This window comes from Spirosoma arboris, from assembly GCF_009754945.1.
Taxonomy (GTDB): Bacteria; Bacteroidota; Bacteroidia; order Cytophagales; family Spirosomataceae; genus Spirosoma; species Spirosoma arboris.
On sequence record NZ_WPIN01000001.1, the window covers coordinates 624,692 to 649,331 of the forward strand.

The 24,640-nt window shown below is 46.7% G+C and carries 19 protein-coding genes; 13 read left to right on the top strand and 6 right to left on the bottom strand.

Annotated features, from left to right (window positions below; all coding sequences use genetic code 11):
• Window positions 1–37 precede the first annotated feature (37 nt).
• From fbp to GO755_RS02595, 12 genes are all read left to right on the top strand, one after another.
• Window positions 38–1,054 carry a class 1 fructose-bisphosphatase gene (fbp, locus tag GO755_RS02540; protein ID WP_157582991.1) on the top strand — a complete coding sequence of 339 codons (1,017 nt, stop codon included), beginning with the start codon at window positions 38–40 and terminating at the stop codon, window positions 1,052–1,054.
• Between the two features lie 118 nt (window positions 1,055–1,172).
• Window positions 1,173–3,254, top strand: coding sequence for a glycoside hydrolase family 97 protein (locus GO755_RS02545; RefSeq protein ID WP_157582992.1), 2,082 nt, complete (start codon window positions 1,173–1,175; stop codon window positions 3,252–3,254).
• Window positions 3,255–3,320: 66 nt separating this feature from the next.
• Window positions 3,321–3,905, top strand: coding sequence for a hypothetical protein (locus tag GO755_RS02550; protein ID WP_157582993.1), 585 nt, complete (start codon window positions 3,321–3,323; stop codon window positions 3,903–3,905).
• 139 nt (window positions 3,906–4,044) lie between these two features.
• Complete coding sequence (locus GO755_RS02555; protein WP_157582994.1) at window positions 4,045–4,467, top strand: OsmC family protein; 423 nt, start codon at window positions 4,045–4,047, stop codon at window positions 4,465–4,467.
• Between the two features lie 122 nt (window positions 4,468–4,589).
• Window positions 4,590–5,963, top strand: a complete 1,374-nt coding sequence (locus GO755_RS02560) for a pectate lyase (protein ID WP_157582995.1) — start codon at window positions 4,590–4,592, stop codon at window positions 5,961–5,963.
• Between the two features lie 62 nt (window positions 5,964–6,025).
• The gene (locus GO755_RS02565) at window positions 6,026–7,048 is read left to right on the top strand and encodes a pectinesterase family protein (RefSeq protein WP_157582996.1); all 1,023 of its coding nucleotides are present in this window, start codon (window positions 6,026–6,028) and stop codon (window positions 7,046–7,048) included.
• Between the two features lie 177 nt (window positions 7,049–7,225).
• Window positions 7,226–7,927 carry an NUDIX hydrolase gene (locus GO755_RS02570; protein WP_157582997.1) on the top strand — a complete coding sequence of 234 codons (702 nt, stop codon included), beginning with the start codon at window positions 7,226–7,228 and terminating at the stop codon, window positions 7,925–7,927.
• Window positions 7,928–8,179: 252 nt separating this feature from the next.
• A complete protein-coding gene (locus GO755_RS02575) occupies window positions 8,180–9,814 on the top strand; it encodes a ribulokinase (protein WP_157582998.1) in 1,635 nt (544 codons plus the stop codon).
• Between the two features lie 138 nt (window positions 9,815–9,952).
• Window positions 9,953–11,437, top strand: a complete 1,485-nt coding sequence (gene araA / locus GO755_RS02580; RefSeq protein ID WP_157582999.1) for an L-arabinose isomerase — start codon at window positions 9,953–9,955, stop codon at window positions 11,435–11,437.
• 135 nt (window positions 11,438–11,572) lie between these two features.
• Window positions 11,573–13,114: an alpha-N-arabinofuranosidase gene (locus tag GO755_RS02585; RefSeq protein ID WP_157583000.1), complete on the top strand. Its 1,542-nt coding sequence runs from the start codon at window positions 11,573–11,575 to the stop codon at window positions 13,112–13,114.
• Between the two features lie 90 nt (window positions 13,115–13,204).
• The gene (locus GO755_RS02590; protein WP_157583001.1) at window positions 13,205–13,903 is read left to right on the top strand and encodes an L-ribulose-5-phosphate 4-epimerase; all 699 of its coding nucleotides are present in this window, start codon (window positions 13,205–13,207) and stop codon (window positions 13,901–13,903) included.
• Between the two features lie 116 nt (window positions 13,904–14,019).
• Window positions 14,020–15,180, top strand: a complete 1,161-nt coding sequence (locus GO755_RS02595) for an aldose epimerase family protein (RefSeq protein ID WP_157583002.1) — start codon at window positions 14,020–14,022, stop codon at window positions 15,178–15,180.
• Here GO755_RS02595 and GO755_RS02600 read toward each other — a convergent pair.
• From GO755_RS02600 to GO755_RS02620, 5 genes are all read right to left on the bottom strand, one after another.
• Entirely contained in the window at window positions 15,153–15,938 is a 786-nt protein-coding gene (locus tag GO755_RS02600) for a toll/interleukin-1 receptor domain-containing protein (protein ID WP_157583003.1), read from the bottom strand. The two genes, GO755_RS02595 and GO755_RS02600, sit on opposite strands and share 28 nt — an antisense overlap.
• Before the next feature lie 29 nt (window positions 15,939–15,967).
• Window positions 15,968–17,389: a tetratricopeptide repeat-containing protein gene (locus tag GO755_RS02605; RefSeq protein ID WP_198174732.1), complete on the bottom strand. Its 1,422-nt coding sequence runs from the start codon at window positions 17,387–17,389 to the stop codon at window positions 15,968–15,970.
• A 46-nt stretch (window positions 17,390–17,435) separates the two neighbouring features.
• On the bottom strand, window positions 17,436–19,457 hold the full coding sequence (locus GO755_RS02610; protein WP_157583004.1) for a CHAT domain-containing protein: 2,022 nt from the start codon (window positions 19,455–19,457) through the stop codon (window positions 17,436–17,438).
• Between the two features lie 9 nt (window positions 19,458–19,466).
• Window positions 19,467–20,204: a hypothetical protein gene (locus tag GO755_RS02615; RefSeq protein ID WP_157583005.1), complete on the bottom strand. Its 738-nt coding sequence runs from the start codon at window positions 20,202–20,204 to the stop codon at window positions 19,467–19,469.
• 70 nt (window positions 20,205–20,274) lie between these two features.
• Window positions 20,275–21,810: a hypothetical protein gene (locus GO755_RS02620; RefSeq protein ID WP_157583006.1), complete on the bottom strand. Its 1,536-nt coding sequence runs from the start codon at window positions 21,808–21,810 to the stop codon at window positions 20,275–20,277.
• Between the two features lie 260 nt (window positions 21,811–22,070).
• Here GO755_RS02620 and GO755_RS02625 point away from each other — a divergent pair, with 260 nt between their 5' ends.
• Window positions 22,071–22,880 carry a methyltransferase domain-containing protein gene (locus tag GO755_RS02625; protein ID WP_157583007.1) on the top strand — a complete coding sequence of 270 codons (810 nt, stop codon included), beginning with the start codon at window positions 22,071–22,073 and terminating at the stop codon, window positions 22,878–22,880.
• 36 nt (window positions 22,881–22,916) lie between these two features.
• Here the strand turns inward: GO755_RS02625 and GO755_RS02630 are convergent, their stop codons facing one another.
• On the bottom strand, window positions 22,917–24,548 hold the full coding sequence (locus GO755_RS02630) for a glycoside hydrolase family 28 protein (RefSeq protein WP_157583008.1): 1,632 nt from the start codon (window positions 24,546–24,548) through the stop codon (window positions 22,917–22,919).
• Window positions 24,549–24,640: the final 92 nt, after the last annotated feature.

The window sequence follows — 24,640 nt, forward strand, 5'->3', positions numbered from 1 at the left end:
GTAAACTATCTATTCATTATATTCTTCTTCGATTCGTATGGACGTACAACAAATCGACATCACAGCATCACACCCGCTGGCCTTACCTGTTGGGGTAACGCTCGACCGGTATATCATGCACCGGCAAACTGCCTTCCCTTATGCCACAGGTGAACTATCACAACTCCTTCGTGACATTGCGCTGGCCGGTAAAATCATCCATCGTGAAGTAAATCGGGCAGGTCTGATCGATTTGACGGGTGGCATGGGTATTCAGAACGTGCAGGGCGAAAGCCAGCAGAAACTGGATATGATCGCCAATATTCGCTTCAAGCGGGCGCTAACGAACGGTGGAGAAGCCTGCGCCATTATTTCGGAAGAAGAAGAAGACATTATTTATACGGGTAACAATCACGGCAAATATGTAGTGGCAATGGACCCGCTCGATGGCTCGTCGAATATTGACGTGAATGTATCGATTGGCACTATTTTCTCCATTTACCGGCGGGTAACGCCTATTGGCACCGAGCCAACGTTAGACGATTTTCTGCAGGGCGGTCGTCGGCAGGTGGCGGCTGGTTATATTCTTTATGGCTCCTCAACTATCATGGTGTATACCACTGGCCACAGCGTCAATGGATTTACGTACGATGCATCGCTGGGCGAATATATCCTGTCACATCCTGACATTCATAGCCCCTGCACAGGTCAGATATATTCCTGCAATGATGGGAATGTAGACGGTTATGAAGATGGTGTTCGGGAATACCTGACTGATTGCCGGAAGAAGCAGTACACTGCCCGTTATATTGGCTCATTAGTGGCAGATTTTCATCGTAATCTGCTCAAAGGGGGCATTTATCTGTATCCGCCAACAAGAAAAAGCCCAGACGGTAAACTACGTCTGCTTTATGAGGCTTTCCCTTTAGCATTTCTGGCCGAAAAAGCAGGTTGTTTAGCTACCTCGGGCCGTCAGGCGATCCTTGATATTAAACCACATAGCCTGCACCAGCGGACACCGTTATACATTGGTGCGCCTGTAATGGTGGATAGTTTAGTTGATTTGCTGAAGTAGCTTGTTTTCTGGCACGAGGGAATGCTCGTGCCAGAAAACAAAAAAAACACTGTTTTATCCTGTCTGAAAAAGACGCTATCTTGTCGGTCTCATACGCATTTGTTTACTAACCGATAAGATGCTACCAATCCGTTTTTTACTGGCCGCTTTTGGGGCGCTTTATTCATGCCCCTCTCTGTTTGCTCAACAGACTATTTCAATTTCATCTCCCGATAAAGCCATCATCCTTTCGGTCAATAATGCGCCAACCGGCAGCGTAACCTATAAAGTTTCGTACAAAGGCAAGAAGGTCATTGAGCCATCGGGGGTTGGATTTATACTCAGCAAACCGAAAGCATCGCTAACCCAGTTTACGATTGCATCTGCAGATTCGTCCGCCAAAGATGAAACCTGGAAACCTGTCTGGGGCGAAGTCAGTCAGATTCGGAATAATTATAAAGAGCTGGCGCTTACGCTGGCCGATAAAGGCAGCTCTGGAATTAAAGTGTTGGTTCGGTTTCGGGTGTTTAATGATGGTGTGGGTTTCCGCTACGAGTTTCCGCAGCAAACGGCTCTAACACATTTCGTTGTTGCCGACGAAAAAACGCAATTTGCACTTGCTGCCGACCATAAAACCTTCTGGCAACCTGGCGATTACGATTCAAACGAATATCTCTACAATACAACCCGATTGAGTGAAGTCGATGCCGTAACCGCATCGAATAAAGAGAAAGACACGGCCTTGAAATCGCTCATTGGCCCCAACGCCATCCAGACGCCATTGCTGTTCAAAACCGGCGACGGGCTTTATATCAGCATTTACGAAGCAGCTTTACTCAATTATCCGGTCATGCACCTGCAAGTGGATAAGAAGAAGTTGACGCTTACATCGCAACTAGTTCCTGATGCCGTCGGTAACAAAGCCTATCTGCAAACGCCCACCCAAACACCCTGGCGAACCATTATCGTTAGCGACAAAGCCACCGACATTCTGGCCTCCAAGCTGATTCTGAATCTGAACGAACCCTCGACCATTGCCGACCCGTCCTGGATAAAACCACAGAAATTTGTAGGCATGTGGTGGGAGATGCACATCGGGAAAGCAACCTGGGAAAAAGCGGGTGGCAAACACGGAGCCAATACGCAAAACGTGAAAAAGTACATCGACTTTGCCGCTAAATACGGCTTCGATGGCGTGCTGGTCGAAGGTTGGAACGTAGGGTGGGAGGATTGGTTTGGCAACTGGAAAGAGAACGTATTCGATTTCGTAACCCCTTATCCAGATTATAACCTCGATTCACTCACTGCCTATGCACAATCGAAGGGCGTTCGGATCATTATGCACCACGAAACGTCCGGCTCTGTAACCAATTATGAGCGCCGGATGGATGCCGCTTTTCAGTATATGGTGAAAGAGGGTATTAATACAGTAAAGACGGGCTATGTAGGTCGGATCATTCCGCGAGGTGAGCACCACGATGGCCAATGGATGGTTGGTCATTACGAACGAGTGGCCGAAAAAGCCGCTCAGTACAAGATCATGATCGATTCCCACGAATCGGCACACCCTACCGGACTACACCGAACTTACCCAAACTGGATGGCAAGCGAAGCCGCGCGGGGTAGTGAATTCAACAACGCGCCCACCCTCGGCATCACGCCCGAACACACCACAATTCTGCCGTTTACCCGGATGTTGGGTGGCCCGATGGATTTCACGCCAGGGTTATTTCGGTTTAAGTTAAACCAGTTCGACAGTACCCGTACAACACGCGTTCGTACGACGCTGGCGAAACAGTTAGCGTTATACATCACGCTTTACAGTCCATTGCAAATGGCAGCCGATTTGCCAGAAAACTATGAGAAACACCTGGATGCGTTTCAGTTTATTCGGGACGTACCGGTCGACTGGGACGATACTAAAATTATAGGCGCAGAACCGGGTGATTATTTGACTATTGCCCGCAAAACCAAAGGAAAAGATAGCTGGTTCGTGGGTGCGATTACGGACGAAAATAGCCGCGATATATCCATTGACTTTGATTTCTTAGAACCCGGCAAAACGTACGAAGCCACCATCTACCGCGATGCTGCTACTGCCGACTGGCAGGCAAATCCGGAGGCCTATAAAATTGAAAAGATACCTGTGAACAGTAAAACAAGGTTGCCCATTCACCTGGCAAAAGGTGGTGGCTGCGCCATTCAGCTTGTCAAACAGTAAGTTGGTAACTTATTCCAACCCGCATAGTCATTTCAGGGTCTATCAGGCAACTTACTTGCCATGACCATGAAAAATGGAATACAGTTTCTTTGCTTGTTGGTATTCATCTGGGCCTGTTCACGGTCAGACAACGACTCGACTATCAGTCCAGATGGCGTTAATGGCCCTAAGAATGCCACCGCATTGCTGAATGATTCTAGTTGGTATGCCAGTGGAAGTGCCAGTAGAGCATTTCTTGTAGCAGGCGATCAGTGCACGACGAACAGGTTTAACATCTATCTTTCAAACGAGTTGCCTTACCCAAAAGGAGCCAGAAAAGCAGCGCCCTATAATTGCATTGGCCCCTGTAACACAACTCAATACCTTAGTTTCGAGAAAGTGCCGTTAACCATTGGTAAATACGATGTAAACTGGTTGACTAGTTGCACACCTTCGCCAATTACAGGTGCCAATTATGGGTTAATCGTCGGTGGCGATGCGGTTTTTGCCTCGTACCGGGCACAGGGATCTAATAGCGGATGGATAGAAGTTACCCGAGCCGATACAGCTGCGAACGTGATCGAAGGCAAGTTTGAGGTAACGCTGACTTCGCAAGACGCGAAAACGGTTAAATTTAGAAACGGTAGTTTCGTACTTCCCCTCAAAAAATAAATAGATAAGTGAATGAGTAGGTTGCTTTTCCTTCGTGATTTGACTTTTCAAACAAAGTATCCCCATTTTGTCTTAGTCAACTAGAGACAGAGCAATGTCTTCGGATTCACGTTCATTCACTTTATAACAGTAATTCAGTATGCAAATCAAACGGAATGCTTCCGCGCACTGGGCAGGCTCAGGCAAAGATGGAAAAGGAACCGTTTCTACCGCCAGCACGGTACTTAACCAATCGCAATTCTCCTTCAATACCCGTTTTGCCGACGGCGTGGGCACAAATCCTGAAGAGTTGGCTGGGGCAGCTCACGCAGGTTGTTTTTCTATGCAATTAGCCTTTAATATACAGGGCGCAGGCTTCACCGCCGATTCGATTGATACACAGTGTACTATAACACTCGATACTGACAGCGCCAGTATTAGTAGCTCGCATTTGGTGGTTAAAGCCAGTGTGCCGGGACTTGATCAGGCGAAATTTCAGGAGCTAGTCGAACATGCTGAGAAGAATTGCCCAATTTCGAAGCTGTTCAATACCAAAATCTCGGTTGACGCTACGTTGGTGTAGTATCAAAAAATAACATAAAGGCGCAAAAGACTGGCGCAAAGAACGCAACGAAATACTCTTTGCGATCTTTGCGTCATTTCTTTGCGCCTTTGCGTTAAAAACTAGAGCATACTACTAAACGAATGAAACCACCCAGACAATTCACCAGGCATACCGTCTTGCTAATTATTTTCATAACAAACTGTTTCATTTCGTTTCGAGTACAAAGTCAATCCGGGTTCGCAAAACCCCTTGCGTTTCCGGGAGCCGAAGGCTTTGGCAAATACACCTCTGGTGGACGAGGTGGTCAGGTGCTTATTGTCCGTAATCTGGACGATAGTGGCCCCGGAAGCTTTCGGGAAGCCGTTACTACACGAGGACCACGCATTATTGTTTTTGCCGTATCCGGCACGATTGCCTTACAATCGAAAATCCTTATCAGACAAGGTAACCTGACGATTGCCGGTCAGTCGGCACCGGGTGATGGCATTTGTTTGAAAAACTATAACCTTAGTATTGAAGCCAACAACGTCATTATCCGGTATCTGCGGTTTCGGCTGGGCGATGAAGCAAAGCAGCAGGACGATGCCATTACGGGGCTCCGTCAGAAGCGGATTATCATTGATCACTGTTCCATGAGTTGGGCAACGGACGAGTGTGCCTCGTTTTATGACAATGAAAACTTTACCATGCAATGGTGCCTGATCGCTGAGAGTTTGAACAAGTCGGTTCACGAAAAAGGCGCACACGGGTATGGCGGTATTTGGGGTGGTTTGGGCGCTTCGTTTCATCACAACCTGATTGCTCATCAGAATAGCCGAACGCCACGTTTCTGCGGATCTCGTTACCACAAGCAACCGCAACGAGAACTCGTCGATTTTCGAAACAATGTCATCTACAATTGGGGCATCAACAGCGCCTATGGGGGTGAAAAAGGCAACCATAATCTGGTCAATAATTATTATAAACCCGGCCCGGCAACGCCTTCGAAGCTCCAGAGTCGAATCATTAATCCGTTACAACCCTACGGCCAATTTTACGTAACCGGCAATTTTGTGGTAGGCGATAGCATCGTCAGTAAGAATAACCTGGCTGGTGGCGTGCAATGCGAACATCCTGACTCGACCATCGCAAAACAGCCCTTTTTAGTCGAAAGTATTGCCGAACAAACAGCGCAGCAGACTTACGAACAAGTGCTTAAAGGAGCGGGTGCCAGTTATCGACGCGATGCAATAGACACCCGTATTGCCAACGACGTCCGCGCCGGAGTAGCTTCCTTTGGCTCCCAGCAAAAAGGTATTATCGACTCCCAAAAGGACGTTGGCGGTTGGGTAGTTCTAAAACAGGAATCAGCCCCAATCGACACCGACTCCGATGGTATACCCGACCAATGGGAAGCCAGCCATGGTCTGGACCCAACTAGTTCTGCAGACGCCAGCCAGTTTAAGCTCGACGAGCAATACACCAATGTTGAGGTATATCTGAATGGATTACTCCTCCCTAAAGCGGCAAAATAGTGATGAGTCACCAACCTTGGGCCGATAAGGGTAAAATTGTTGAACTTTCTATTTCCTGTTAAATGAAACAACTTCTGCTTATTAGCTGCTTATTGATCTGCACCACTCAGGCGTGGAGCCAGGCGATATTATCCCCTACGTTGCCAGTGTCGTTTACGGTTGCTCAGGATGGAAGCGGCACTTTCAAAACTATTCAGGAAGCCGTCAACAGCTTCCGCGATCATATGCAGGTACGGGTAACGCTCTACATCAAAAACGGTGTTTATGCCGAGAAGCTTGTGATTCCATCCTGGAAACCCAGCATCCACGTAATAGGAGAGAGCAAAGAAGGGGTGATTATTACAGGTGACGACTATTCGGGGAAGGCATATCCGGGAGGAAAAGACTGGACGGGAAAAGACAAATACAGTACCTACAATTCCTATACAGTGCTAGTGGATGCACCCGACATTATTCTGGAAAATCTAACCATTCGCAACACGGCTGGCAGAGTTGGGCAGGCAGTTGCGCTCCATGTTGAAGGCGACCGGTTTGTGTGTAAAAACTGTCTCCTGTTAGGCAATCAGGACACGCTATATGCAGCTGCCGAAGGAAGTCGACAGTATTACGAAAACTGCTTCATCGAAGGCACAACTGATTTTATTTTCGGCAAATCGATCTCCGTTTTTCAATCCTGCACCATCAAAAGCTTATCGGATTCATTTATCACCGCAGCTGCTACGCCAGCGTATCAATCCTATGGATTTGTTTTCTTCGACTGCAAACTCACTACTGATCCAGCCGCTCAAAAAGTCTATCTGGGTCGTCCCTGGCGTCCTTACGCAAAAACAATCTTTATTCGCACCAATATGGGTAGTCATATTTTGCCGGTAGGTTGGGACAATTGGGATAACGCTGACAACGAAAAGACGGTACTCTACGCTGAATATGGAAGTGCCGGGCCAGGCGGCAGCACCACTCAACGGGCAAGCTGGTCAAAGCAACTTACGGCTAAAGAGGCCCAGCATTATACGCTGTCCACTATTTTCTCGGGCCAAACAGCCTGGTTGCCAAGGATCAGTCAGCGCGGCAAGGAGTCGAAGTAATACCGGGGGTAAATACAATGCAAACTGGTCTGTGTAAAACTAAAAAGTACCTCTCAGTAGTATAATTCCCTGGGTTGTCAGCTTAATCAGGAAAACAGCACTACCTAGGAATAGCGACCCGCTTTTCTTCGGTGTCATTTTTTGGCCTACATTGAAGCATTCTCTACCCGTTGCCCTATGATTCACTATACACACCCGAATCGCATTCTCGTTGCTTTAGATTGTATCATTTTCGGTTTCGACGGAGAAGAACTGAAATTACTGCTCATCAAAAGAAACTTTGATCCCGAACGAGGTAAGTGGTCGCTGATGGGTGGATTTCTAAATGAACAGGAAGATCTGGAAGCGGCTGCCCAACGCATTCTATATGACCTGACGGGCTTGACTAACAATTACCTCGAACAATTACAAACCTTTGGTGCCGTAAAGCGTGACCCTGTTGAGCGAACTATTTCTGTGGTTTATTACGCGCTGGTGAACATTCAGGAGCAGGATATTAACGCCATCAAAGCACACAACGCCTATTGGATTAACCTGGCTGAGAAACCAGATCTGATTTTCGACCACAACGCTATGGTTGAACAGGCACTGCGTCAACTCCGTTACAAAGCAGCCTTACATGCCATTGGATTTGAACTCATGCCTGATAAGTTCACCATTCCGCAGCTTCAGAAAGTGTACGAAGTAATCTATAATACCCAACTTGACCGCCGGAATTTCAGTCGAAAAATTATGTCGACCGAACTCCTGATCGATACGGGAGAAAAAGACACAAATTCGGTAACCAAGAAGGGAAAGCTATACAAACTCAACACCGAGAAATACCAGCAATACCTTACTGATTACGTTAGTTTCTTCCCCGAACTAACGCTTTCCTGATTCTTTAAAAAACGGTCTAAAAGGCTCTAAATCCCCTGAAGTAGACTTTGATTACTCATAAATAAAGTTCCTTTCAGGGGATTTAGAGCCTTTTAGACGATGGCAACAAATAATAATTGCATTTTCCATGAAAATAACACAAAAGTACTGTAATATTGTGTCACAGATACACTATTTAATAATGCACTGATTCCTACCCCCTAAAACTATTGTTCAACTTGTGTTTTTGAGCAATACAGCGTAACTCTATCTATGAATAATCAATACGTTATCGGCGTCGATTTTGGTAGCGATTCGGTCAGGGCCTTAGTCGTGAATGCACAAACGGGCGAAGCCGTAGGAACACACGTTCACGAATATACGCGCTGGAAAAAAGGGTTATACTGCGACCCGGCCACCTCGCAGTTTCGGCAACACCCGCTCGATTATCTCGAAGGGTTAACAGCTACAATCACTGGTGCATTGGCCCAGGCTCCTGCTGAAGTTCGCCAGCAAGTCGTCGGTATTTCGATTGATACGACCGGCTCTACCCCCTGCGCCGTCGATGAAACCGGCCTTCCGTTAGCGCTACGACCTGATTTTGCCGAGAATCCGAGTGGAATGTTTATCCTCTGGAAAGACCATACCGCCAACGCAGAAGCCGAGGAAATTAATAACCTGGCGCATCATTGGGATACGGATTACACCAAGTACGTCGGCGGTATTTATTCTTCAGAATGGTTCTGGGCCAAAATGCTGCGAACCTTACGAGTAGATGAAACCATCCGAGAGCATGCCTTTTCCTGGATCGAACATTGCGACTGGATATCGGCAGTTCTAACGGGCAATGCCAATCCGTTGACACTCAAACGTTCGCGTTGCGCGGCTGGGCACAAGGCCCTCTGGCATAGCGAGTTCGACGGCTTACCATCTGATGAGTTTCTAACCAAACTTGACCCATTACTTAGCGGATTACGGGACCGGTTATTCACAGACACTTATACTTCTGACCAATCAATGGGGCATCTCTCCCCAGAATGGGCGGAGAAACTGGGGCTTTCAACCAACGTTGTGATCGGCGTTGGTGCTTTCGATGCGCACATGGGTGCAATTGGTGCGGAGATTGAACCCTATGCCTTTGTGCGGATCATCGGCACCTCGACCTGCGACATCCTGATGGCGCCCAACGAAGAAATTGGACATCGGCTCATCCGGGGGATTTGTGGGCAAGTGGATGGGTCCGTTGCGCCGGGAATGCTCGGTCTTGAAGCTGGTCAATCGGCGTTCGGCGATGTGTATGCCTGGTTCGCCCGCTTGATTACGGGTCCCGTGCGTGAGTTGCTGGGTCAGGATGCCGCCGATACGTTAAGCCAACAACTCATCCCACATTTATCAACGCAGGCCGCCAAGTTGCCCGTTACGGAAAACGATGTGATTGCGCTCGACTGGATTAATGGCCGCCGGACCCCCGACGCTAACCACACACTTAAGGCAGCCATTGCCGGACTAAATCTGGGTACCGATGCACCTAAAGTTTTCAAAGCACTGGTAGAAGCAACAGCCTTTGGTTCACGCAGCATTGTCGACCGTTTTTTAGAAGAAGGTGTTCCGATCAAGAAAGTAATTGCGATTGGGGGCGTAGCAAAAAAATCGCCTTTTGTGATGCAAACCCTTGCTGATGTACTAAATAAGCCGATCCAGGTAGCCAGTGCCGATCAGGCTTGTGCCCTGGGCGCGGCCATGTGTGCAGCGGTAGCGGCTGGCGTTCATCCCACAATGGAAGCCGCCCAGCGCGCAATGGGGTCCGGTTTCGATGCCGAATACACGCCCCAGTCCGACAAAGTGGTCGTATACGAAGCACTGTATAAGAAGTATTTGAAATTGGGTGCCTTTGTAGAAGGGCATTAAGTTGTCACGGTGGTGTCAGTTTCTCAAAACTGACATTGAGCGGTTTCTCAAAACCGCGTTTTACATTTATTCAGACGGTTTTGAGAAACCGCACATGTCAGCTTTAAGAAGCTGACACCACAAAAAACAAAAATTACAATGCTCGATCTGAAACAATTCGAAGTCTGGTTTGTCACCGGAAGCCAACATTTATACGGGGAAGAAACCCTGAAACAAGTTGATGCTCACTCATTAATCATTGCCAATTTCCTGGGTGAAAAGGTGCCTGTTCGGGTCGTTTTTAAACCAGTTGTCAAAACGCCAGACGAAATTTACGCTATTTGTCAGGAAGCGAACGTGGCCCCTAATTGCGTCGGTATCATTACCTGGATGCACACGTTCTCGCCCGCCAAAATGTGGATTCGGGGATTAACCGTGTTGAAAAAGCCACTCCTTCACCTGCATACACAGTTCAATCGAGATATTCCCTGGAATGACATCGACATGGATTTTATGAACCTCAACCAGTCGGCGCATGGCGATCGGGAGTTTGGGTTTATCATGTCGCGGATGCGCCTGAACCGCAAAATTGTTGTCGGATTCTGGCAGGACCAGGCGGTTATTGAAAAGATCGCATCCTGGAGTCGGGTTGCGGTGGCAGCTTACGAGTTGAAAACCATGAAAGTGGTTCGTTTTGGCGATAACATGCGGCAGGTAGCCGTAACGGATGGCGATAAAGTAGCCGCCGAAATGACGTTCGGCATGTCGGTAAATACCCACGGTATTGGTGATTTGGTAGCGGTTATTAATCAGGTAACCGACGCTGAAATTGACCAATTGGTGACTGAGTATGCTGACAGCTACACGCTGATGGCCTCGCTTCTCAAAGGTGGAGCGCAACATACTTCGCTACGCGATGCCGCCAAAATCGAAATCGGGATGCGGGCTTTCCTGAAAGATGGCAACTTCACGGCCTATACCGATACGTTTGAAGATCTGCATGGCATGACTCAACTACCGGGCATTCCGTCCCAGCGCCTGATGGCCGACGGCTACGGGTTCGGTGGTGAGGGCGACTGGAAAACATCAGCGATGGTACGCACAATGAAAGTAATGGCGGCTGGGCTGAAAGGAGGCAACTCGTTTATGGAAGACTACACGTATCATTTCGATCCGGTGAATCCATTAGTGCTGGGTTCACACATGCTCGAAATTTGCCCGTCAATTGCAGCTGGCAAACCGACTTGCGAAATTCACCCGCTAGGCATCGGTGGCAAAGCTGACCCTGTCCGATTGGTATTTAACGCGCCAGCGGGCCCAGCCATTAATGTTTCGCTGATTGACATGGGCAACCGCTTCCGGCTGCTGGTCAATGAAGTAGAAGCAGTAGAGGTGCCCGAAGCCCTGCCGAAATTACCCGTAGCCCGCGCCATCTGGAAACCAATGCCTGATATGCAAACGGGTTGTGCGGCCTGGATTCTGGCGGGAGGTGCCCACCATACGGTCTATAGCCAAAACCTGACAACAGATCAGATCGAAGACTTTGCTGATATTTTCGGTGTTGAACTCGTAGTAATTGATCGTAACACCAATCTGCGCCAATTGAAAAACGAACTCCGCTGGAGCGAAGCTGCTTATCGGTAGCTTTTTTTGTCATTTCGACCGGGACGCGTAGTCGTCAGGAGAAATCTCAAGTTTCGTATTAGTCAAGCTTGAGATTTCTCCTGACGACTACGCGTCCCGGTCGAAATGACAAGCAAGAACCCCCAACCTTCCACTATGAAAAAACAACTCCTGACTCTCCTTTTTGCTGGTAGCAGCCTGATCGCAACGGCACAGAATAAAGTAACAATTAACGCCAGCGAAGGCAAGCACGTTATCAGTCGCCATATCTATGGCCACTTTGCCGAACACTTAGGCCGGTGTATTTACGACGGCTTTTATGTTGGAGAAAGCAACGCCAAGATTCCCAATAAAAACGGGGTTCGACTGGATGTGGTTGAAGCGCTCAAGAAAATGAAGATTCCCAATCTTCGCTGGCCGGGTGGTTGTTTCGCTGACACCTACCACTGGAAAGATGGCATTGGTCCCAAAGCGAAACGGCCAACCATCGTAAACACCTGGTGGGGTGGCGTTACGGAGAATAACAGCTTTGGTACGCACGATTTCCTTAACATGTGCGAGTTGTTGGGGACGGAGCCATATCTGGCAGGCAATGTTGGGAGTGGTACGGTGCAGGATCTGACCGAATGGGTGCAATATGTCAATTTCGAGAAAGACAGTCCCATGTCGAACTTGCGTCAGCAAAACGGTCGTCAGGCACCCTGGAATGTGCGTTATTGGGGTGTTGGTAACGAAGCCTGGGGTTGTGGCGGCAACATGAAACCCGACTATTACGCTAATATCTATCGGCAGTACAGTACGTTCATGAATCCACGCGTGGGCAAGGAGCATATTTTCCGAATTGCGTCGGGAGCTAGTGACAACGACTACACATGGACGGAAACGCTCATGAAAAATATTCCAGGCAGCATGATGGAAGGGCTAGCCATGCACCATTATTCAGTATTGTCGTGGGGCGATGGCAAGAAAGGGTCAGCTACACAGTTTACCGATCAGGAGTATTTTAAAACAATGCAGCAAGCGCTGTTGATGGACGAGCTGATCGAGAAGCACTCGGCCGTAATGGACAAATACGACCCGGAAAAGAAAATAGCGCTGGTTGTCGATGAATGGGGGGGCTGGTACAATGTCGAGTCGGGCACTAATCCGGGATTCCTGTATCAACAGAATACCATGCGTGATGCCGTTCTGGCTGGGGCCACGCTCAATATTTTCCACAAACACTGCGAACGTGTCCGTATGGCCAATCTGGCGCAGGCAATTAACGTGTTGCAGGCAGTTATCCTTACCAAAGGCGACAAACTACTGCTGACACCAACTTACCATGTACTGGAAATGTACAACGTGCATCAGGATGCGACGATGTTACCCATTGATATAAAGTCGGAGGACTTTACGCTGGACAATCAAAAATTACCCGCCGTATCTGTATCAGCTTCCCGCGATAAAGCGGGCAAAGTCCACGTATCCCTGGTCAATATCGATCCAACCAAACCGCAGGAGATTTCGGTCGATTTGAAAGGAGTAAAAGCCGCTGGACTAACGGGGCGCATCCTGACCTCTGCCAGCGTACACGATCATAACACCTTCGAGAACCTGACAAAAATCAAGCCGGTAGCTTTCAACGGTGCCAAACTATCCGGCGACAACCTAACGGTAACACTGCCGCCGGTTTCGGTAGTAGTGTTGGAATTGTAAAGAGTGAAAGAGTGAATGAGTGAATGAGCGCTGAGCTATCATTTCCACTCCAGTCGCTCTTTCACTCATTCACTCTTTCACAATTAAATTATGTACACATCCTTAAAAGAAGAATGCTACGAGGCCAATATGCAACTACCAAAGTTGGGCCTGGTATTGTTTACCTTCGGCAATGTGAGTGCTGTTGACCGCGAACGGGGCGTTTTTGCCATCAAACCTAGTGGCGTACCTTATGACGAGCTGACAGCCTCCGATATCGTCATCTGCGACTTCGACGCGAAAGTGGTTGAAGGCAAAATGCGGCCTTCGTCGGATACCAAAACACATGCATTACTGTACAAAACCTGGGAGAAAATTGGTGGTATTTCACACACGCATAGCACGCATGCTGTGGCCTGGTCGCAAGCGGGAATGGACATTCCTATTTTCGGAACTACCCACGCCGACCACACCCATCAGGATATTCCGTGTGCTCCCGCCCTGACCGACGAGATGATTCAGGGTGATTACGAACACGAAACAGGCAATCAGATTTTCAATGCTTTTGCCGAGAAAGGATTGATTTATAGCGAAATGGAAATGGTGCTTTTGCAGAACCACGGCCCATTTACCTGGGGTAAAACCGCTGGGAAAGCTGTGTACAACTCGGCCGTATTGGAAGAACTAGCCCGCATGGCCTATCTGACGTTGCAGATTAACCCCAATACGCCCCGTATTAAAGACACGCTTCGGCTGAAACATTACGAACGTAAGCATGGGAAAGACGCCTATTACGGACAAGGGTGTTAAGCTTTATAGTATGAATAGGGCTGACGACTCTTTATTGTCAGAGCTCACGTTATAGCGATAGAATTTCGCTGTGGATCTCCAATGCATCGCTGTGACATATAACCCCTTACTAGTTCATGAAATTTTTGACCCAATTTCTCTCCCTGGCCCTATTGACGGGTTGCGTGACCATGAATTCCTGCACTTCCAAAAAAGAAACGACTGAGCAAAAACCAGGCATTGAAAAAGCGGCCTACGGTCAGTTGCCCGATGGCCAAACGGCTGATTTATACACCTTGCATAATGCATCTGGTATGACCGCCAGCATCACCAACTATGGCGGAATCATTGTATCGCTGACGACGCCTGATCGGAATGGCAAGTTTGAGGATGTTACACTAGGTTTGGATTCACTATCATCCTATGTAAAAAATAATCCATTTTTTGGGGCATTAGTCGGTCGGTATGGCAACCGTATTGCTAAAGGCAAATTCACGTTGGATGGTAAAACTTATACATTAGTAACGAACAACTTCGGTAATCACCTGCACGGTGGTACGAAAGGCTTCGATAAAGTACTCTGGACTGCCACTCCTGTTGAAGGCGATGAACCCGCTCTCAAACTCAAGTATACGTCGAAAGATGGCGAGGAAGGGTATCCGGGTAATTTATCAGTCGAGGTAACGTATACGTTACAAAAGGATAATGCACTGAAGATTGATTACCAAGCCACTACCGATAAGCCGACCGTAGTAAATCTGACAAATCATACCTACTTCAACCTGACTGGCGGGGCAAAACGAGATGTTCTCGACCATGTAGTGACGCTCTATGCCGATAAATTTATTCCGGTCGACAAGACGCTCATTCCAACGGGTACACTGCAACCTGTGGCCGGTACTCCGTTCGATTTCACAAAGCCAACGGTAGTCGGTGCGCGTATCAACGACTCGACTGATACGCAGATTAAGTATGGCGGAGGTTACGATCATGGTTGGGTACTAAATGGTTCAGGCGACTCGCTGAAATTGGCGGCTACGGTTTATGAGCCTACCAGTGGGCGTGTTATGGAAGTTCGTACAACTGAACCAGCGGTACAATTTTACACCGGTAATTTTCTGGATGGTTCGGTAACGGGTCGTGAAGGATTCCCCTATAAAAAACGGTACGCGCTGTGCCTCGAAACCGAACATTATCCTGATTCACCAAACCAGCCCTCGTTCCCAACAACGGTACTACGACCCGGCCAAACCTACAAAACCACAACGATTTACCAGTTTTCGTCTAAGAAAGAGTAATAAGTATCTTCCCCTGTTTTATAAGTCTTTAAAGCAGGGGAAGGTAATTTTTGAGGCTCCCTATTGTCCCAAATCAATATCGATGTACGACACTTAGGAGAGATTGGCATTAGTGTACTCAATTCTGCTCGCAACCAATTTAGGATAGCTGCTTCTGTTCTATGCTTCAAGCCTAATTCCATATACTCTGGAAAATCATTCGTAGCAAGATCTGGATGAAGCCAGGCGGCTGCTTTTGTATTGCTAGCTGGTAACCGGGTGATTCGCCCGTATTCATATGGAACCCATAAGCTACCCCGAGTTTGGTCAGTCATGATTGCAATTACATGCGTGCTATTAAGGATCGCCATTTCAATAATACCCGCAATGACAAGTTTGTGAGCAGAAGCTGGAATACTGGTCAACGTTGGATCCAGTATATCCAACCAGAATGTAAAACCAACTTGCGTTGCCAGATAAGCAATTCGTAATGCCCATGTACCATCGGCCTGACGATGAGAAATAAACAGACGAGGGCACTTCTGCCTAGCGTCAGGATATATGCCTTCGGCTTGCCGAAGGTCATATAATCTATCTTGTAAACGCTCAAGTTTCTCGTCGGAGGGGTTTTCAGGTAGTGTAGATGCCTCTTCAATCAGGGCTTTCCATTCACGAATACCGATGGCCCATTCCGGAAATCGTTCTGTCAGACTTCTCTCCGAGGCTATAATGTAATCAGTATAATCGTAATTGCGAAAATTGCCAGTATCTCCTGTCATAAACTACGGCTCACAAAAAATGTTGCTCATCATTCGTTTATGGATTGCAGTAGGGGAGCCTGTTTCTCAAGTAAGCTACTGAGTTTATTTAGTTGGGTCTCAAACGACTCGAGCATCCAGCCAGATGATGGAAATTCCTCGAGGGCCAATCGTGCTTCCCGATAAGCATCTAGTTCCCCTAAGCCAAAATGAGCTTCGGCCTTAGTGGCCATACACCAAAACTGGTCTTCTTTCAATTTGTCAATTTCAGCACGTGCAGTCATATCTATTTCAGTTGCTTTTTGCTGAGCTCGGTTTATTTGATCCTGCATTGCGTCTATATTTTCCTGGCAGAGAATAATAATTTCACGGCGGACGCGGTTGGCCCAAACGATATCGGCGATCTTCTCTACTTTAGCCGGATAAATGGAACTGTCGGCCCGTAGGTTTAGTAAGAACGCTAAATTGATTCCGTTATACCAATCATCTTTAATAAGATAGCCTCGTTCATAATACCGAATCGAGCGACTTAGATGATCATTTCCCTGTTCTAAATCAAAAAGCCTCTTTTCAATTGCGCCAGCAAGACCCAGTGTTTCAGGATCGTTCGACTCCTTAGGGTTTAAGGGTTCGAGTAAGGTTAGTGCCTGAGTTAAAGCCGATACTGGATCTGGCTTTTTTGCCTTATACGTAGCAAGCACCAGGCGTTGAACCATATACTGATCCTGAGGATTTGCTCCATACCTACTCGCTGATGCTGTTGTGTCAATTTTTAACGCATTGTTAAAAAAGACCTTGGCCGAATCGAAATCGCTATCGCGAATAGCATCTTCTCCTTGCTGAATAAGCATGGCCAGAGTTTGATCCTTTTCAGGTGAGCCATAAGAGCTAGTCACCTCTTCTTTGAGCGTATTCCCCACTTCTTCTAATGCTTGCCCGGCTGCAGCGACAGCCTGCGTAACTTTCGCTTTTAAAAATGGCGGAGTTAAGCCTTGCAAAAAGGTATAAACTGGACTGTCTGTTGCCTGTTTTGTTAATACGGCAACAATCACATCCCCTAAGACTTGCCGAAACCGGATTACCTCGTCGAAATCAATACTGTCACCGAGGTGCGTATAACTGGTGATTAGTATATGATTGAGGTCGAATGGGTATGTAAGTTTATTTTCTGATATGACTATCGTTGTGTGCGGGCGTAGCGCGTGCCGAATACCAAGCTCATAAATTGCATTGGGATTTGCCGTTGAAAGATCGGCAATAACCAAATCTGCAGTTAGCAGTTCTTGATACATTTGTGCCTCAATAGACCCTGAATGGCGAATTTCATCGGCTCGTACACAAACTAATCCTTTTTTTTTAACGACCGGCTTAATCAGTAACCGATATGATTTATTTAAATCAAGCTGTCGACCTGTGACTAAATCGGTCTTAGTGCCGAAGCCCATAACGACGAAACAATTTCCTTGAGGCATGTTGGTAGGATTTATAGTAATAAAAATGGTATGTGGTAGCCTATGATTAAGTTGCTAATGGAGGCAGATGCTTTATCAGTTGTTCTGCCATCTCCTTCAACTGGTCGGCCATTGGTGATGGAAAGGCCACTGGCCACCATTTGATATACCGCTCGAATTGCCGGGCTGTGGATTCCTTCGCAAAAGCAAAATCTGAGTTGGTAATCTCATCTAAATAGTCACCAGCTTTTTCAAGTGCTTTGGCCTTTTCGGCCTCAAATTCCTCCGCCCTCACTGTAAAAGGCTTTAGCATATACAGTTCAGCCAGTGTACCAAACGCCCAAATTCGACTCTCGCCCTTAGCAGTGACCAGGTCTTTCTCTGCTGCAAATAATGTTACACACCATCGGTCGTGCTCATTAAGTAGTGTTCCTTTAAGGATGGCTGTTAGTGATAAGTACTGTACCGCTGTCCAGTGATTGATGAGCACTAAATCATGACCACGCTGATAATACGTTCTGGCTTTCTCAAGAGCTGTCCGCGACTTTTTGGTTAATGCTTCCAAATCAGCATCTGGCCTCTTTCCCTGATTGTAATAGTATTCGGCTAACCGTTTGTAAGCACTACCCAATAAACCGAGATGTTCAGCCATGCGTGCTGGATTATCAGCCGTCTCTTTATTGCGACTAAGAAGCTTTTCAAGTTTAGTAATCGCATAAGTCAACTTTTCTTCGACCCGTTCACCAATTTTTGCCATACCTGCTGTATCCTTCAAGGCGAAGTCAGTCCAGGTGTTAGCCACTTTCATGATCTCTAAGGTTATCTTGAGCTGAATGTCTTCTAGCTGATCCTCAAAATTATCAGGGAACCGAGCATAGGCTACCAAGCTGGCCCAATCGTGAATATCAGGGCAATTAACAGCCTTGCGGGTATAGTAGAGGGCAGTACGCGGATCTTCTCCTAACAAAATACGTGGATAAAACTCCTTTACCAACTTCACAGAACCGTCCATTGAAAGAGGAAACTGTGATGCTAAGACATAAGGAAATCCTGACTGATGTAAGATATGGGCCATACTTCCCCCTGGCAATAGGTTAGTTCCATCATTTCCCCCATCACAGGCTGCAATGGTTACCACTGCTGGACTATAAAATTGGTTGTCATTCACACAACGCAGGGCATCAGCTAACCGAGATCCATCTACTGCATCTGTATATATTGAGATGTCTTTTTTCCTGATTGGTTTGTCTAATTTGAGCGCCAATGCAAACCGGGGACCAAGATCGGGATCTGCTATGGGTATACCATGTGCCAGGATGTGAATATGCGTGTAGGGACTATTCTGCTGGACAGCTTCTTCAACCTTACTCTGAAGCTCAGAATAGGTAGCATTTTTTAGCTCTGTAATCAGCGGGCTATAGTCTTCTTCTGGTTCAGTTTCCTTCTTGTTGGGGCAAACCCAAGGCCGTAAAGCTTCCTTTAATTTATCTAAATGTTTGTCAGCAGGAACTGCATTGGGATCTTCTGGATCATTAGGGGTCGTACTTTTTGTTTCGGGCTCAGCCCAAATAAAAAGTATGCGAGGCTTGACTGGCCAGTTATATTTTTTAGGGGCAACCTGGCGAACCTCCCGTGTTATAGTAGTAAGACGTTGCGGATTCATTAGAAATGGCACATCATGTCCTCCCTGAAATCCATTGGGCGTAAGGGCTAGCTCAAAAGGGAGCATAGCGAGTTCCCGAGGAGTCATGATTAACCGAATATGTAGCCAACTGTTATTACAACCGGTTTTCGCCTGTAACGCTGGAATTCCTTCGAAAATTTTTGTAATAATCTCTTGAAGTGCCTCCTTTGCCAGTTGAATCGGTATGGTCTTAATCCCAACCTGATAACGCAGAAGTTGTAGATAACGCGAGAATTTATATTGTTCCAGTTCTATTCTGAACTCGGTCGGTGGCTGATCTTCACTCAAGGCTAGATAGGTAACCCCTGGTGATAGGGTCTGATTGTGCGGTGTACCCGTCCGCAACAACTCTATAGCCATAGCATTACTACCCGACGAGTACACTGATTGACTGTGCTCATTCATAGCTAGTAGTCAATTTACTTCAGATAATTTTTGTCCATCAAGGTCTTCAAATGGAGCTTCATTTGATTCTTCTTCTTCTTCGACTTCTCCTCCAAGAAAAGTAGGGCCTCCACCTATTAATTTAAGTTTAAAAAGCCCAAGGGCAATAACACCTGTTTCCCCTTTAATCTCTAAGCCAAGCTTCTTATTTGTTTTTAAACTAAACTTCACAGAAGCTTCCCCAACATTAAATTGTTCTAAACCACTTCCATCAGCAGAAATCGTAACCTCCGTTCCGCCCTCATTGGCACCAATAACCAGAGCATTTTTAGCTGTATACACTTTAGAGACAACTATAAATTTCCTTTTCCACCCGTCGATTTCTTTAAGTTTTATAGCTACCTGGTTGACATTATCAATTATTGAAACATTAATAATAGGGGCATTAATTAGGAACGATTCATCTTTTTGGAATTTGTAGGTCACATTCGCCTTAATTTCCGCTTGCGGGTTAATATTAACCCCAGCATCAGCACCTAAATCAACCACAACAGTTTTTTCCGAAATAAAATTAAAGGAAACATCTTTGCCATTTCCTACATTAAACGATACCCCAAAGTCATCGGTAATATTTCCCAATTTTTGAAATACACCATCTGAAATTTGACCATAATCACCGAGCCTAAACGGGTCAGTAATCGGTACCCAGGCTGCGTGTACATTTAGCTGCCGTTCAATAATCGTTTCGAATTGTGCTGCGAGTCCCATGATATTAGTTTGATTAAAGGTTAAATTGATTTGAAGAATTGGTAATACTGTTTTATGAATGCGGTTTGATCTACTGTTTATGTCCAACCTGTAAAATCTGTGATATACTGCCAACGATTGATGGATTCCGTAACACTGGAGAATATTGCTCAATAAGGCGTCGAATTTGAACGTACTGTAGTTTGCCGATCTCCTCATTACCCCGCTCACGCATTAACACGGCATCGTTACCATAGTTGGCGATTGCTTTCTCCCGAGCCGCTTTTTCTTCGCCTGAATCAGCAAGTGTTATAGTCTGATACCAGTTAAGGTATGAGATACTCTTTTTATTATCATTGCCACTAGGTTTTATCGTAAGAATTGAATCGCGGTGCCCTTCAATATCAATACGCTTACGATCATTATCCCGAATTCGTAACTGAAGCATTACTCTGAGATGTGCCAGCGCAATTTGACCCGGATAGTCATAGTCGCCAATTGTTCTGGCTTGTTCCATCAGTTTGATCGCATGGGTAGCAGTGTTGATAGCTAGCATAAGGTCATCATCGTTGTTTGTGAACTGCCATTTCCACTGGTAGAGGCCATCAAGACTTCTGTAGTATAAAGCTTCCGCTTTTAAAGCTTCTATATTTTCAGATAATGGTATATTTTCAAATTCGCTTTCGATTAGTGGAAGCGCTTGTTTAGCTATCTCAATTGCCCGGTTTGCGCTGGCTAGATCTGGATTTAACTCAGAAATCACAGACGCATATCTAAGAATATCGTGGAAACCAAGCTCTCCTTGTTCCTGCAATTTTGCGAAAAGAATTACAGCAAGATCATACTGTTCATAGCCGCCCAACTTAGCCGCAAGCATGTTTGCCTGTTTAGGTAAAGTATCCTGCTGATCCAAACAATAATAGCCAAGTGCACGTGCGCCAAAAGCAGTAGTGATATGCTCCTCGTACAACTCCTCAAATTTCGTATCAGACTTTTGCCAAAAGTCAGCGACAAGTTTCTGATATTTTAGTAGATCCTTTTGTAACGCAAATCCACCTGCAGGCGCATATTCGCCTAAAGAAGACTTTTTATTATCCCGAAAAACCGTTTCGAGTAAGGCATGAACCGGGCTGTCTGGGTCTCCTCGCCGAGCCTGCTGTAAGGCGACCTGCAGTTTCTCAACCATCCGCTCCACTTCTTCCCAATCTAAGCTCTGCCCATCATATTTGTAGAAAATAACCCGTGACAGATTCACATCAAAGGGCAGGGTTGAGCCTTCTTCACAAATCAGAACGGTGCCCGAGCTGGACATCACGTGCCGAATACCAAGCTCGTAGAAAACGTTAGGATTATCCAGTGAGAGATCTGCCAGAACAACGGGTTGATCACGAAGGTCTTTAAACATGGCCCCGTGAATGATGGCCGAACCAATGGTCTCATCAGCCCGAATAGGCTGCATACCAGCCTGACGAATAGCTCGCTGAATAATGATCCGATAGACCTTATCGAAATCATATGTTCGGGCACTCCCATCCCGAAACGATTTGCGACCAAACGGCATCACAACAAAACAATTGGTGATTTCGCTTCCCTGGAGAGATACCTTTGGGGCTAGATCCTGGCTCATTTGTGGTGGGTTCCTTAGTGTTGTGTGGATCGACTGCTCTGAGAGGAGTACCTTTGATCCTCTATTTACTCATTAATATAAAGTGCCTGAAAACAACTGGATCTGTTTTTATCTAACGGTAGTAAAGATGCTATTAATGAGGTGATTACTAATTGATAAGGAACTTGAGACTGGAATAGGTATCAAGTTCATTCCAGTATGATAGAGTATATTCGCACTCCTAATTCAGGCAATACTGCACAACTACGTCTTTTTTACCCATGTCAGAGCAACCCATCACCGAACGAGCTACGATGCCCAAAGGCTATAACCCGGTTCTGGAGCGCAGAACGGTTGAAAATGCCAACAAAAACTTATTGAAGTACTTAAAGCTTGGGCTGACTGTACTCGATGTGGGATGTGGTTCAGGGGCGATTACGCGCAGTATTGCCGAAAAAACAGGGCCAACAGGACGTGTGTTGGGTATCGATCCCAGCGAAAATCTGATTCGACAGGCAGACCAGAATGTGGGCAATTTGCCGGGTATTTTCTTTCAGCAGGCAGATGTTTATTCATTTGACACGACTGAGCAATTTGACCTGGTTACTTGTGCGCGAACCTTGCAATGGCTGGCTCAACCTGAAGCCGCTCTTGTCAATATGAAACGGTTTGTTAAACCCGGCGGATACCTGGCCATACTCGACTTCAACCACGAAAAGCTTTCCTGGACACCCGAACCACCCGCAGCTATGCGAACGTTTTACGACGTGTTTCTCCAATGGCGTCAGGATGCGGGATTCGACAATGCCATTGCCGATCACCTGGAGGCAATGATGCACCATATTGGTTTTGAATCGGTAACTGTCGAGCCACAATTTGAGGTATCAAGAAGAGATGATCCGGACTTTTCTGTGACTAGTCGGTTGTGGGCAGAAGTGGCCGAACTGCGTGGTCCTCAGTTGGTTCAAGCAGGGTATATCACCGAAGATCAGCGCCTTCAAGCTATCGCCGATTATGACAGCTGGATTGCCACCATTGGGGAGTCGATGACCGTGTATATGCTGGCCATTGAAGCGCAACAGCCAGTTTAAATACGAATTGCCATTACCTGATGCCATGTAGAGAGCTTATTTCATCGTCAATACATTAGCCGGAACATCAGCCGTTGTTTCTGCCGTTTTCTTTGCATTCGAGGTATTCGTGTTCAGTAGTTTGATGTCTTTCGAGCGGTCGCCAGAGATGTACATCAGCAAATCGGTCTTATCCAAATATCGAATGTTGTCGAAAGTTAGATTATGGCTATTCTGAATTTGCATCAACGTTTTCGCTGGGCTAATCAGCGTAACGTTTTTCAGTCGAATGTTATCGGCTTCTATGCAAACTAATCCTTTCCGGCTCTGTAGAACCGCATTTTCAATCAGAATATCTTTCACCGCCATTTCAGGTAAACCTCGTATCATAATACCTGTTTCGGCACCTTTGCAGGTTACATTTCGAATCTGGAATGACCGAAACTGTGGTGTCGCTTCAGACAGTGGCTGCGCTGGAATAGTCGGTAGCTCATTGCTCTCGCCCTGTTGTGGCACCGGATCTTTAGCAGCATAATACATGTCGAACAGAATGGCTTCGCCCGCAATGTCGGTCATATCGATACCATCGACGAAGATATTTTCTACAATGCCACCTCGCCCACGGGCCGTTTTGAAACGCAGACCTACATCGGTTCCCATAAACGTACAGTTCGATACGTACAGATTTTTGACCCCGCCCGACATTTCGCTCCCGATCACAAAGCCGCCGTGGGCGTGGTAAACCCGACAATTACGAACAATAATATTCTCCGTTGGTACACCCCGTTTGCGACCCTGCTCATCACGTCCCGATTTGATACAAATGCCATCGTCGCCCACATCGAACAAACAGTTTTCGACCAACCCATTCCGACACGATTCAAGATCCAGGCCGTCGCCGTTTTGAGCATACCACGGATTTTTAGCCGTGACGTTTCGCAGTGTTATATTCTCGCATAGGAGCGGGTGCAGGCACCAGGCGGGAGAGTTCTGGAACGTAACGCCTTCTAGTAAAATCCGTTTGCACCGGGTTAAGCTCAGCATATTTGGACGTAGGAAATCTTTAATGTCCTCATAATAAGAATGGTCTTGCCCGGCTTTAACTGTCATCGTAGCACCTTTAAGCGACTGTGCTGATGGATACCACGAATCCTGTTTGTCGTTCACAACGCCCCCTGAAGCAACCAGTTTTTTCCATTGATCAGCTGTTAGTTTGCTCTTCTTAACCATCCGCCAGGCGTCTCCGGCCCCGTCCAGAATACCCTCGCCCGTAATGGCAATGTTTTCCAGATCCGTGCCCGAAATAGGAGCTTGATTTCGAACCGCATCTTCACCTTCCCAGGTCGTATTCACTAACGGATACGCATCGCGTTGGTTAGTAAACTGAACGAGTGCACCCTTTGCCAAATGGAGATTCACATTGTTTTTAAGCGCAATGGAACCTGTAAGCCATAATCCGCGCGGGACCAGCACAACGCCACCACCATTGCGATTACACTGCTCAATGGCTTTGGTAAAGGCAGCCGTACTGAGCGTCAACCCGTCGGCTACGGCTCCAAACTTACTGATAAGCAGCGTGTCTTTCCGGAACGTTGGCGTGAGAATTTGGGGTAAATCAGTTGAGTTATCAGGAGCTGTGCGGAAAGCAGTGGCGAGAACAAGTACAACTAAGCCAGATAGTTTTTTCATTGGTTATTGGGAGAAAGCAGAACTCAATCCAAGCCAGATGTAGCTAATGGTTAGTTTGTCTGACACTGATTTTACCCTAAAGTGACCCAAAA

Bases quoted from the DNA above. Each gene is read 5' to 3' on its own strand.
- fbp (WP_157582991.1), top strand. From the start codon at position 38: ATGGACGTACAACAAATCGACATCACAGCATCACACCCGCTGGCCTTA.
- GO755_RS02545 (WP_157582992.1), top strand. From the start codon at position 1,173: ATGCTACCAATCCGTTTTTTACTGGCCGCTTTTGGGGCGCTTTATTCA.
- GO755_RS02550 (WP_157582993.1), top strand. From the start codon at position 3,321: ATGAAAAATGGAATACAGTTTCTTTGCTTGTTGGTATTCATCTGGGCC.
- GO755_RS02555 (WP_157582994.1), top strand. From the start codon at position 4,045: ATGCAAATCAAACGGAATGCTTCCGCGCACTGGGCAGGCTCAGGCAAA.
- GO755_RS02560 (WP_157582995.1), top strand. From the start codon at position 4,590: ATGAAACCACCCAGACAATTCACCAGGCATACCGTCTTGCTAATTATT.
- GO755_RS02565 (WP_157582996.1), top strand. From the start codon at position 6,026: ATGAAACAACTTCTGCTTATTAGCTGCTTATTGATCTGCACCACTCAG.
- GO755_RS02570 (WP_157582997.1), top strand. From the start codon at position 7,226: ATGATTCACTATACACACCCGAATCGCATTCTCGTTGCTTTAGATTGT.
- GO755_RS02575 (WP_157582998.1), top strand. From the start codon at position 8,180: ATGAATAATCAATACGTTATCGGCGTCGATTTTGGTAGCGATTCGGTC.
- araA (WP_157582999.1), top strand. From the start codon at position 9,953: ATGCTCGATCTGAAACAATTCGAAGTCTGGTTTGTCACCGGAAGCCAA.
- GO755_RS02585 (WP_157583000.1), top strand. From the start codon at position 11,573: ATGAAAAAACAACTCCTGACTCTCCTTTTTGCTGGTAGCAGCCTGATC.
- GO755_RS02590 (WP_157583001.1), top strand. From the start codon at position 13,205: ATGTACACATCCTTAAAAGAAGAATGCTACGAGGCCAATATGCAACTA.
- GO755_RS02595 (WP_157583002.1), top strand. From the start codon at position 14,020: ATGAAATTTTTGACCCAATTTCTCTCCCTGGCCCTATTGACGGGTTGC.
- GO755_RS02600 (WP_157583003.1), bottom strand. From the start codon at position 15,938: ATGACAGGAGATACTGGCAATTTTCGCAATTACGATTATACTGATTAC.
- GO755_RS02605 (WP_198174732.1), bottom strand. From the start codon at position 17,389: ATGCCTCAAGGAAATTGTTTCGTCGTTATGGGCTTCGGCACTAAGACC.
- GO755_RS02610 (WP_157583004.1), bottom strand. From the start codon at position 19,457: ATGAATGAGCACAGTCAATCAGTGTACTCGTCGGGTAGTAATGCTATG.
- GO755_RS02615 (WP_157583005.1), bottom strand. From the start codon at position 20,204: ATGGGACTCGCAGCACAATTCGAAACGATTATTGAACGGCAGCTAAAT.
- GO755_RS02620 (WP_157583006.1), bottom strand. From the start codon at position 21,810: ATGAGCCAGGATCTAGCCCCAAAGGTATCTCTCCAGGGAAGCGAAATC.
- GO755_RS02625 (WP_157583007.1), top strand. From the start codon at position 22,071: ATGTCAGAGCAACCCATCACCGAACGAGCTACGATGCCCAAAGGCTAT.
- GO755_RS02630 (WP_157583008.1), bottom strand. From the start codon at position 24,548: ATGAAAAAACTATCTGGCTTAGTTGTACTTGTTCTCGCCACTGCTTTC.